We start from the raw sequence: 11,033 nt of genomic DNA on the forward strand, positions 1-11,033 counted from the left end.
CACTGGCCACAAGCCATGAAGGCGGGGTTTTGTCTTGCCCGGAAATCTCCCCACGGCCACGGACACGGGCACCGGGAATCCTCCACAGCCGCATGCGCCGGTCCCGGAGCCTGGGCATATCTTTGGGAAAAATTCACCCTATGCATCGGAATACCCGCGCCGCACTGGATAGAGTGGCGTCACGACTAGGTGTGGGAGAGGCAAACCATGGCTGTGTTTCGGTTTACTGTGACTGGCACGATTGAGGCCGATGCCGAGGCCATTGGCGCCGCCATGGCAGCTTCCCTGCCGGTTCCGTCGAGTGACGCAGGCGCGCTGGCGGCACTGGAGAGCAGCCTGGAATTCAGCGAAAACCCCGGTTCGGCTCTTCAGGCGTTGCTGGAGATGGGCGTGATGGCCGTTCTGCAGGCCAAACTGGGGCCCTTGAACAAGGACTGGGATCTCCAGGCGCTGGAGGCGATCGCCGTCCGGCTTCTGGGGTAGGAGGAAACCCCGGCTCAGGTCCTGCCAGCCGCTGTGGGGGCCGGTCAGGCGCGGCGGGCCGTCAGTTAACGCTGTTTGCGTCCACGGTGAGGCCGGACTCGGCACTTGCCACGATTGCTTTGGTCTCAGGCGAGGAAAAGCGGCTGGCCAGGACAGTCACGACGGCCTGCAGCTCCTGGCGGAGAACGTCCGGGTCGATCGACGCAGCGGCCAGTACGGTTCGTTCCATATCGGCTGCGGCGGCTACAGCCTCCACCCCGCGCTCGGTCAGGGACACCACGTGGCTCCGACGGTCGGACGTGCTGCGTTCACGGCGGATGTGCCCATGCACTTCGAGCCGGCTAAGGGTCTTGCCCATGGTCTGCGCTTGAACGCGGACCAACTGAGCCAGCTGTGCCTGTGTCATGGGCCCGTTGAGGGCAAGGACTTCCATGGCGATCACCCCGGCATGGGTGAGCCCAATGGCTCCCAGCTTCTCATTCCAGGAGTGTTCCACGAGACGTGCCGCGGTGGACAAAAGGCGCCCAGTGGGCCAGCGATCCATATCAGGCATACAACTTAGTATAGCCAGCGTGGGATTCGTCCCTCGCTCCCCCGCTTACTAAGCTTGAATGTCCAGAACATTCCTAAGGAGAAAACCTTGGCTGAACGACTTACTCCCGGCACTCCCGCACCGGACTTTACGCTGAAAGATTCCACAGGGAAGGACGTCAGCCTGAAGGACTACCGGGGCCGGAGCACCATCGTGTACTTCTACCCGGCAGCGTCGACGCCCGGCTGCACCAAGGAAGCGTGCGACTTCCGCGACACCCTTGGCTCCCTGCAGAGGGAAGGCTATGACGTCCTGGGCGTCTCGCCCGATCCCCTCGGAAAGCTCGCCGCGTTCGCAGAGAAGGAAGGCCTGACCTTCCCGCTGTTGTCCGACGAGGACCACGCCGTGGCCGAGGCTTACGGCGCGTGGGGAGAGAAGAAGAACTACGGGCGGACTTATGAGGGGCTCATCCGGTCCACGGTCGTTGTGGATCCGGACGGCGAAGTGGCCGTCGCACAGTACAACGTGCGGGCCACCGGCCACGTGGCAAAGCTCCGCCGGGACCTTGGCCTGGCCTAGGAATCCAGTCCGGCACCAGCGGGCACGGCCTGCCACTGCTCAAGCGGAAGGCGCCCCCGGCAGGTACACTGGAGCCTGGAATCCGCCGTCGAACGTTTCCCGCTTTCCCAGGGACAGCAGGAAAAGCAAGCACGGCGGCGCCGCGCGCGAGTGGTGAAATTGGCAGACACGCAGGATTTAGGTTCCTGTGCCTTCGGGCGTGGGGGTTCAAGTCCCCCCTTGCGCACAGCTGCACGATCCTCGGAATCCCGGGCCTCACGGTCCGGGATTCCTTCGTTTAACAACCTGCTCCAGTGCCTGAAGAAGACCTCGAAAAAAGATTTCCCGGTTCACCCATCCTTTCCTGCCGAACAGCCGAATACCCATTGAGACACCAACCTAGGGTCGGTGCCCGCAGTCGGAAACAGCCAGAGCAGTGATCGAAGAAGTCGTTCGCCGCAGGCAATGATCGGCACTAACAAGGAGAATCGAAATGCAGTCATTCAAGCGCACAACTTTCACCGTTGCAGGTGTTGCAGCTGCAGCTCTGCTGAGCCTGACCGCATGCGGCGGATCTGCCACCACGGCCAGCAGCTCCTCCGCACCGGCTTCCACGCCGGCCGCTTCAAGCATGGCCCCGTCACCGTCAGCCAGCTCCGCGGCCGCCATGGATCCCGCCGCCAACCTGGTGGGCCCCGGCTGCGCAGGCTACGCAGAGAAGGTCCCCAGCGGCGCAGGATCGGTAGCGGGAATGGCCCTCGATCCGGTTGCGGTTGCCGCTTCCAACAACCCGCTCCTGACCACCCTCACGGCAGCGGTCTCCGGCAAGCTCAACCCCAAGGTCAACCTCGTGGATACGCTCAATGGCAGTGAATTCACGGTCTTCGCACCGGTGGATGACGCGTTCGCCAAGATCGACGCAGCCACGATCGAAACGCTCAAGACCGACGACGCCCTGCTGAGCAAGATCCTGACCTACCACGTGGTTCCCGGCCAGATCACCCCTGACAACATTGTGGGAACCCACAAGACCGTCCAGGGCGGCTCCGTCACCGTCACGGGCACCAAGGATGCGCTGAAGGTCGACGACGCCAGCGTCATCTGCGGCGGGGTCAAGACCGCCAACGCCACGGTCTACCTGGTGGACTCCGTCCTGATGCCGAAGTAGGCAACCACCAACGCTCCTGCTGCGGCTCCAGCCTGACTCTCTGGACCGACCCCGGAGAAAACGAGACCCGCACCGTCCGGTGCGGGTCCCGTTTTGCTCCCCGCACGCCCCGCCGGCAGCACGGCGCGCATCCGGCAAGTGTCCAGGATCGGTCAATTAGACTGGGGACCGGTCCGCTGTCCGCGGACCTTCCGGCCGCCCAGAGGTGATCATCGAGTGCCCAGCAGTAAATCGCGCCGCATTGCAGCCAGTATCGGTGCGGGGATCCTGTCGCTGCTGCTGGCCGCGTGCACAGGAACGCCTGCTCCGGCACCGGCGTCCTCCTCCGCGGCCCCTGCCGGCACGTCCGACCCGACCGCGACGTTCACTTTCGGCACGGCAGCCCAGCCGCTGGGACTCGATCCCGCGCTGGCGTCAGACGTGGAGTCCTACCGGATCACCCGCCAGGTCCTCGAGGGCCTCGTGGGAGTGGACCAGACCACAGGGCTGCCCACCCCCCTGCTCGCCACCGAATGGGCAGAATCAAACGAGGGCCGCGCTTACACCTTCAAGCTCCGCGAAGGTGTCACCTTCCAGGACGGCACACCGTTCGATGCAGCAGCCGTCTGTACCAACTTCAACCGTTGGTTTAATTTCCCGGCGAGCCTGCGGACGCAGGCCCCGGGGACCTCGTTCAAGGGTGTGTTCAAGGCTTATGCAGACCAGGCATCGCTCTCCATTTACAAGGGCTGCACTGCGGTCTCCGCAGGGAATGTCCGGATCGACCTCACCCAGCCGTTCACCGGGTTCCTGCAGGCCCTGACGCTCCCGGCTTTCGCCATGTCCTCCCCTACGGCCATGGCGGCACAGAAGGCGGACAACCTCAGCCAGACCCGCGACGGCCAGCCGGTCTCGGCCTATGCCCTCCATCCCGTCGGCACGGGCCCCTATAGCTTCGAAGCGTGGCAGGATTCCAGCGTCAAGCTGGTCAGCAACAAGGACTACTGGGGCGACAAGGGCCAGATCGGCACCATCAACTTCGTCACCTACGATCATCCGCAGTCGAGGCTCCAGGCCCTCCTCGACGGGAAGATCGACGGCTACGATGCCGTCACCGTGGGCAACTTCGACCAGCTCGTCAAACGCGGACAGCAGATCATCCAGCGCGACCCGTTCTCCGTGATGTATCTCGGTATGAACCAGGAAGTTCCCATCCTGCAGAACATCAAGGTGCGCCAGGCCATCGAGTTGGCCGTGGACAAGGAAACGCTGATCCGCCGGTTCTTTATCGACAACACCGCCCAGGCGACCCAGTTCGTCCCGCCCAAGCTCAGCGGGTTCAACAACAACGCCCCCTCCCTCGGCCATGATCCGGCCAAGGCCAAGGCGCTTCTGAAGGAAGCCGGGTACAAGGGCGAGGAACTCAAGTTCTATTACCCCCTGAATGTCACCAGGCCCTACCTTCCCACGCCCGAAAAGGTGTATGCCGAGCTCAGCAAGCAACTCACCGCGGTGGGCTTCAACATCAAGCCGGTGCCGGTGGAGTGGTCGGACGGATACCTGCAAAAGGTCCAGTCGCCCGGGGACCACGCCCTGCATCTGCTCGGCTGGAACGGTTCCTACGCCGATCCGGACAACTTCGTGGGTCCCCTGTTCGGCGAGAAGACCGGCGAATTCGGCTACCAGGATCCACAGGTCTTCTCGAAGATCGCGCGGGCACGCGGCTTGCCGGAGGGCGCGGAGCGGACGGAGCAATACCGCACCATCAACGCCCAGATCGCCGAATCGGTCCCCGCCGTCCCCATTGCTTTCCCCATTTCCGCGCTGGCCCTCTCCGACCGGGTGCTGAAGTACCCTGCCTCGCCGGTATTAAACGAGGTTTTCACAAAGGTGGAGCTAAAACCTTGACGGACCGCCCCAATTTCAGTTAGTGGGGTGCTCGGGGATATTCTGTGACAGCCAGAGCCGCTGCTATCGGAGACTGATTGTGACTTTCATATCCAAGACCCAACATGCCGACGTCGTCCTGATTGGCGGCGGCATCATGAGCGCCACGCTGGGTGCGTTCATCAAGCAGCTCGAACCGAACTGGACCATCTCGCTGTTCGAACGGCTCGACGAAGCCGGCCTGGAAAGCTCAGGCCCGTGGAACAACGCAGGAACAGGGCACGCCGCACTGTGTGAGCTCAACTACTCCCCCGCAGCCAAAGACGGCTCGGTTGATCCTTCCAAGGCGCTGCATATCAACGAGCAGTTCCAGCTGTCCCGCCAGTTCTGGTCCCACCTGGTCAGCAACTCGCTCATCGGGTCCCCCAAGGGGTTCATCAACACGGTTCCGCACATGAGCTTCGTCATCGGTGACGCCAATGCGGACTTCCTGAAGACCCGGTATGAAGCGCTGAAGCCGAACACCCTCTTCCGCTCCATGGAGTACTCCGAGGACCACGCGCAGATCGCCAAGTGGGCGCCCCTGATCGTCAAGGGCCGCGACCCCAGGCAGAGGATTGCGGCCACCCGCGCGGCCGAAGGAACCGACGTCGACTTCGGCGCCCTGACCCGCGAGCTGACCACCTACCTCGGCAACAACGGCGTGGAGATCAACTACGGACACGACGTCAACGGCATCCGCCGCGCCCCGGGCGGCGGATGGGACCTGACGCTCAAGCACAAGGGGTCCGGAGAACACGGCAACATCCGCGCGAAGTTCGTGTTTGTCGGTGCCGGTGGCGGCGCCCTGCACCTTCTGCAGGCCTCCGGAATTCCGGAGAGCAAGGGCTATGGCGGTTTCCCGGTCTCCGGCCAGTTCTTCCGCTGCACCGACCAGGCACTCGCCGCCCAGCACAGCGCCAAGGTCTACGGCCAGGCGTCCGTGGGAGCTCCGCCCATGTCGGTTCCGCACCTGGACACCCGCTACGTCAACGGCAAGCGTTCATTGCTGTTCGGCCCGTACGCCGGCTTCTCCACCAACTTCCTGAAGAACGGATCGTACCTGGACCTCCCGCTGTCCATCCGGCCCAGCAACATCATCCCGATGCTTGCCGTGGCGAAGGACAATATGGACCTGACCGCCTACCTCGTCAAGGAGGTGGCCAAGCGCCACGGCGACAAGGTGGAGGCCCTGCGCGAGTACTACCCCGAAGCAAAAGACGGCGATTGGGAACTCATCACCGCCGGCCAGCGTGTTCAGATCATCAAGAAGGATCCGAAGAAGGGCGGTGTCCTCCAGTTCGGCACTGAAGTGATCGCCGCGCGCGACGGTTCCATCGGTGCGCTGCTTGGCGCTTCCCCCGGCGCCTCCACGGCTGTTCCCATCATGATCGAACTCCTGCAGAAGTCCTTCCCCAAGGACTTCAAGGGCTGGCAGTCCAAGCTCAAGGAAATGATGCCCGGCTACGGCATCAAGCTCAACGACAACCCGGAGCTGGCCGCAGAGCTGGAGGCGGAAACCGCCAAGACCCTCCAGCTGGAAGCCATAGACGCACCCTCCAGCTGAGCCCTGTTCGGGTTACGGCAGGTTCCACCCCCAACCACAAGACCGTTAACCCACCAGGAGACAATGAGATGTACCGGCTGGCAAAACTATCGCTGGCAAACAGGGCCCTGATCGCGCTGATCACCGTCTTCGCGTCGGTGTTCGGCGTGATCACCATGTCCTCGCTGAAGCAGGAACTCATTCCCTCCATCGAGTTTCCGCAGATCACGGTCATCTCGGCCATGCCCGGCGCGTCGCCGGAGGTAGTAGACAAGCAGGTGAGCGGGCCCCTCGAGACTGCGCTGAACGGTGTCGAGGGGCTTGAGTCGACGTCGTCCACCTCCCGGACGGGCGTTTCGCAGATCACCATGGTGTTCACGTACGGCTCAAACCTGGACCGGGCACGGAACCAGATCGACCGCGCCATTTCCAACGCCAAGCGCGCCCTGCCGGACGACGTCCAGCCGCAGGCCATCGCAGGCAGCATCAGCGATTTCCCGATTGTGTTTCTGGCAGTCTCTTCCGACAAGCCGCTCAGTGAACTGAACGCCGATCTGCAGCGGCTCAGCGTCCCCCGGATTCAGAAGCTCGACGGTGTCCGGGGGGCCGACGTCACCGGCGGCGCCAGCCAGCACATCCAGATCCTTCCCCGCCCCGAGGCCATGGCGGCCAAGGGCGCCACCATCCAGTCCATCAGCAATGCGTTGAAGAACAACGGGGCACTGGTTCCGGCAGGCACCATCGAGGAACAGGGCAAGACGCTCTCGCTGCAGATCGGCAGCCCGGTGGACTCCCTGGACGCCATCAAGGCCCTGCCGCTTGGCGGCGCCAAAGACGCCGCCACCATCGGCAGCGTCGCGGACGTGAGCATCAAGGATGACGTCCGCACATCGATTACCCGCACGAACGGCAAGGAAACGCTGGCCCTCTCCGTGACCAAAAAGCCCGAGGGCGACACGGTGGCGATCTCGCATGCAGTAAAGGACTCCATCGGGCAGCTTGAGGCTGAGCTGGGATCCAACGCCAAGTTCACCCCGGTGTTCGACCAGGCTCCGTTCATCGAAAAGTCGATCAAGGACCTCACCACGGAAGGCCTGCTGGGCCTGGGCTTTGCCGTCGCGGTGATCCTGGTGTTCCTGATGTCCGTGCGGTCCACCCTGGTGACTGCCGTTTCCATCCCGCTGTCCCTGCTCATCACCTTCATCGGCCTGTCCGCGACGGGATACTCGCTGAACATCCTGACCCTCGGGGCGCTCACCATCGCCATTGGACGCGTGGTGGACGACTCGATTGTGGTGATCGAGAACATCAAGCGGCACCTCAGCTACGGCGAGACAAAACTGTCAGCCATCCTGACCTCCATCCGCGAAGTTGCCGGCGCCATCACCGCTTCCACGCTGACCACGGTGGCGGTCTTCCTTCCCATTGCGTTCGTCGGGGAACTGGCCGGCGAGCTTTTCCGGCCCTTCGCCCTGACGGTGACCATCGCGCTGCTCTCGTCGCTGCTGGTGTCCCTGACCATCGTGCCCGTTCTGGCCTACTGGTTCCTGAAGGCACCGGCTGATAAGGCGGGGGCAGTCCTGTCCGCCGCAGCGGCGCGGGAAGCCGCAGCCAAGGCCCACGAGGCGGAGCAGCGCAGCCTGCTGCAGCGCGGCTACCTGCCCATCCTCACCAAGACACAGAAACACCCGGTGGTGACGCTCATTGCCGCAGTCCTGGTGCTCGGCGGGACCGCGGCGATGACACCGTTGCTCGCCACCGATCTGCTGGGCCGTTCCGGCGAGAACAGCATGACGGTCCGCCAGGTCCTGCCGGCCGGAACCAGCCTCGCCGACACCAGTGCGGCAGCCGTGAAGGTCGAGGAAGTACTGCGGGACATCGACGGCATCAAGGACGTCCAGGTCACGTCCGGAAACGCACAGACCGGCTTCACGGCGCTCACGTCCAGTGGCGCCTCAAACTCATCGTTCACCGTTGTCACCGAAGAGAAAGCCAACCAGGCCCGGCTCCAGGAAACCGTACGCACCGAACTGGCGAAGATCAGTGACGCCGGCAAGATCTCCGTGGGATCCCAGCAAGGCGGATTCGGCACCACATCCACGGTGGACATCACCCTGAAGGCGGCCAATTCGGCAGACCTCAGGACCGCAAGCGATGCCATGGTCAAGGCCATGGAAGGCGTTCCGGGCAGCACCGAGGTTGCCACGAACCTTGCAGCCAGCCAGCCGGTGGTCCAGGTCAAGGTGGACCGCGCCAAAGCGGTCGCGGCCGGTCTGAACGAGGAGCAGGTGGCCGGCGTCCTGGCCGCAACCATCAGTCCGTTGCCGGCCGGAACAGTGCGGATCGACACCAATGATTTCCCGGTGCAGATCGGCGAGGGCACACGGTTCACAAGCGTCGCCGCCGTGCGGAACATCCCGCTGCCTTCCTCCGCCGGTGCAGTGACGCTGGGAAGCATCGCTTCCGTGGAACAAGTGGATATCCCGGTTTCCATCACCGCCAGCAACGGCCAGCGCACCGCAAAGGTGTCGGTGACGCCGTCGGGGGCCAATCTCGGCGCCGTGAGCACAGAGGTGCAGAACCGGCTGAAGGGGGTTGAACTCCCGCCAGGGGTCACCGCAGAGATTGGCGGCGCCACCACCCAGCAAACCGAGTCGTTCCAGCAACTGGGCCTGGCGCTGCTGGCAGCAATCGCCATTGTGTACGTGATCATGGTGGCGGCCTTCAAGTCGCTCATCCAGCCGCTCATCCTGCTGGTGTCCGTCCCGTTCGCAGCCACGGGGGCAATCGCCCTGCTCCTGGCAACCGGCGTGCCGCTGGGCCTGCCGTCGCTGATCGGCATGCTCATGCTGGTGGGCATTGTGGTGACCAACGCGATCGTCCTGATCGACCTCATCAACCAATACCGGCAGCCCCGGGAGGGCCAGCCCGGAATGAACGTGGAAGACGCCATCACCCACGGCGCACGGCAGCGCCTCCGCCCCATCCTGATGACCGCCCTGGCCACGGTTTTCGCGCTCACACCCATGGCGCTGGGCCTGACCGGCGGTGGCGGTTTCATCTCCCAGCCCCTGGCGGTGGTGGTCATCGGCGGCCTGGTGTCCTCGACGGCGCTGACGCTGGTTCTGGTGCCGGTCCTGTACCGGCTGGTGGAAGGGCGCCGTGAGAAGAAGGCGCTGCTGCGTGCGATGCACGAACGCCCCGACTTCGGTCCGGCGGACGACGTCGACGCAGAGTTCCGTGACTGGACTACAGGCATGGTCCCCAAGGTTTCCGGCCGCCGTGCTGCGGCCGGCGAGCCCGAATAGCCCGCCCCCTGAAGAACCGCAGTTCCTGGACCTAAGCAGTGCCCGTGCCGCCCCGGTGGTACGGGCACTGCTGTTTATCCGAGCGGGAATATCCCGGCGTGCCGAACGTTACATCAAGCGATAGATGCAAATGCATCTAAATCGGCTACACTGGTACAAGACCCGGAGCAGTTCGGAAAACGGAAAGGCACACCATGCAGATCGGCGTTTTTAGCGTCAGTGACATCACCACTGATCCCACCACGGGCCGCACGCCCACGGAACACGAGCGCATCAAGGCGTCCGTGGCCATTGCCAAGAAGGTCGAAGAGATCGGCATGGATGTTTACGCCATCGGCGAGCACCACAACCGCCCCTTCTTCTCCTCCTCCCCCACCACCACACTGGCCTACATCGCAGCGCAGACGGAACGAATCATCCTGTCCACCGCGACCACCCTGATCACCACCAACGACCCCGTGAAGATCGCCGAAGACTTTGCGATGCTCCAGCACCTGGCGGACGGCCGCGTGGACCTGGTGATGGGCCGCGGCAACACCGCGCCCGTCTACCCCTGGTTCGGCAAGAACATCCAGGACGGCATTGAGCTGGCCATCGAGAACTACAGCCTGCTGCGCCGGCTCTGGGACGAAGACACCGTGAACTGGTCGGGCAAGCACCGCACGCCCCTGCAGAACTTCACCTCCACACCGCGCCCGCTCGACGGCGTAGCCCCCTTTGTGTGGCACGGTTCCATCCGCACGCCGCAGATCGCTGAAGTGGCTGCCTACTACGGCGACGGGTTCTTCGCCAACAACATTTTCTGGCCCAAGGAGCACTACCAGCAGCTGATCGGCCTCTACCGTGAGCGCTATGAGCACTACGGCCACGGCAAGGCCGACCAGGCGATCGTTGGACTCGGCGGACAGTTCTTCATGCGCAAGAACTCCCAGGACGCCGTGAAGGAGTTCCGTCCCTACTTCGACAATGCGCCCGTTTACGGCCATGGCCCCTCGCTCGAGGACTTTACCTCGCAGACACCGCTGACCGTCGGCAGCCCGCAGGAGGTCATCGAAAAGACCCTCACCTTCCGTGAGTACTTCGGCGACTACCAGCGCCAGCTCTTCCTGATCGACCACGCGGGCCTGCCGCTGAAGACCGTGCTGGAACAGCTCGACCTGTTCGGCGAAGAGGTCCTGCCGGTCCTGCGCAGGGAGTACGCCGCGCTCACGCCCGCCCACGTCCCGGAACCGCCGACGCACGCCGGACGGGTCGCAGCACGGCTGGCAGCCCAGGTGCAGGAGGACTCCCTCAGCAAGCCCTCGGCGCAGGACGCCTGATGACTGCGCAGCCAGGAGAGTCGCCCGTGAGGCTCGCCGCCGAGACCTGGGAATCACTGTTCCGCGCCCAGGTGGCGGTGATGCGCAGGCTCCAGTCCGGCCCCGCTTTCAAGGCGCTGGCCGTCAACGAATACGATGTCCTGTTCACGCTCTCGCGCTGCCCGTCCGGCTGGCTGCGCCTGAACGAGCTCAATGACAACGTACTGCTCAGCCA

8 protein-coding genes, 1 tRNA gene and 1 pseudogene are annotated in these 11,033 nt (G+C 63.9%); 9 read left to right on the forward strand and 1 reads right to left on the reverse strand.

Annotated features, from left to right (window positions below):
- The first annotated feature begins 228 nt into the window (after positions 1 to 228).
- Positions 229 to 483 carry a hypothetical protein gene (locus tag TV39_RS13205; protein ID WP_144406414.1) on the forward strand — a complete coding sequence of 85 codons (255 nt, stop codon included), beginning with the start codon at positions 229 to 231 and terminating at the stop codon, positions 481 to 483.
- A gap of 61 nt (positions 484 to 544) precedes the next feature.
- Here TV39_RS13205 and TV39_RS13210 read toward each other — a convergent pair whose 3' ends face one another.
- Positions 545 to 1,027, reverse strand: coding sequence for a MarR family winged helix-turn-helix transcriptional regulator (locus tag TV39_RS13210; protein ID WP_043482467.1), 483 nt, complete (start codon positions 1,025 to 1,027; stop codon positions 545 to 547).
- A 96-nt stretch (positions 1,028 to 1,123) separates the two neighbouring features.
- Here TV39_RS13210 and bcp point away from each other — a divergent pair, with 96 nt between their 5' ends.
- From bcp to TV39_RS13250, 8 genes and pseudogenes are all read left to right on the forward strand, one after another.
- Positions 1,124 to 1,594, forward strand: a complete 471-nt coding sequence (gene bcp / locus TV39_RS13215) for a thioredoxin-dependent thiol peroxidase (protein WP_043482469.1) — start codon at positions 1,124 to 1,126, stop codon at positions 1,592 to 1,594.
- Between the two features lie 144 nt (positions 1,595 to 1,738).
- Positions 1,739 to 1,820 (forward strand) — tRNA-Leu (locus tag TV39_RS13220).
- 246 nt (positions 1,821 to 2,066) lie between these two features.
- A complete protein-coding gene (locus TV39_RS13225; protein WP_043482471.1) occupies positions 2,067 to 2,741 on the forward strand; it encodes a fasciclin domain-containing protein in 675 nt (224 codons plus the stop codon).
- Positions 2,742 to 2,957: 216 nt separating this feature from the next.
- The gene (locus TV39_RS13230) at positions 2,958 to 4,628 is read left to right on the forward strand and encodes an ABC transporter substrate-binding protein (protein ID WP_200891020.1); all 1,671 of its coding nucleotides are present in this window, start codon (positions 2,958 to 2,960) and stop codon (positions 4,626 to 4,628) included.
- A 79-nt stretch (positions 4,629 to 4,707) separates the two neighbouring features.
- On the forward strand, positions 4,708 to 6,213 hold the full coding sequence (locus TV39_RS13235) for a malate:quinone oxidoreductase (RefSeq protein WP_043482473.1): 1,506 nt from the start codon (positions 4,708 to 4,710) through the stop codon (positions 6,211 to 6,213).
- Positions 6,214 to 6,281: 68 nt separating this feature from the next.
- Positions 6,282 to 9,500: an efflux RND transporter permease subunit gene (locus TV39_RS13240; protein ID WP_043482475.1), complete on the forward strand. Its 3,219-nt coding sequence runs from the start codon at positions 6,282 to 6,284 to the stop codon at positions 9,498 to 9,500.
- A gap of 194 nt (positions 9,501 to 9,694) precedes the next feature.
- Positions 9,695 to 10,819: an LLM class flavin-dependent oxidoreductase gene (locus tag TV39_RS13245; protein ID WP_043482477.1), complete on the forward strand. Its 1,125-nt coding sequence runs from the start codon at positions 9,695 to 9,697 to the stop codon at positions 10,817 to 10,819.
- Positions 10,819 to 11,033, forward strand: a pseudogene (locus TV39_RS13250) (MarR family transcriptional regulator); the annotation flags it as partial. The gene TV39_RS13245 and the pseudogene TV39_RS13250, both read left to right, overlap by 1 nt.

It is taken from the genome of Arthrobacter sp. SPG23 (assembly GCF_000876655.1).
Lineage (GTDB): Bacteria > Actinomycetota > Actinomycetes > Actinomycetales > Micrococcaceae > Arthrobacter.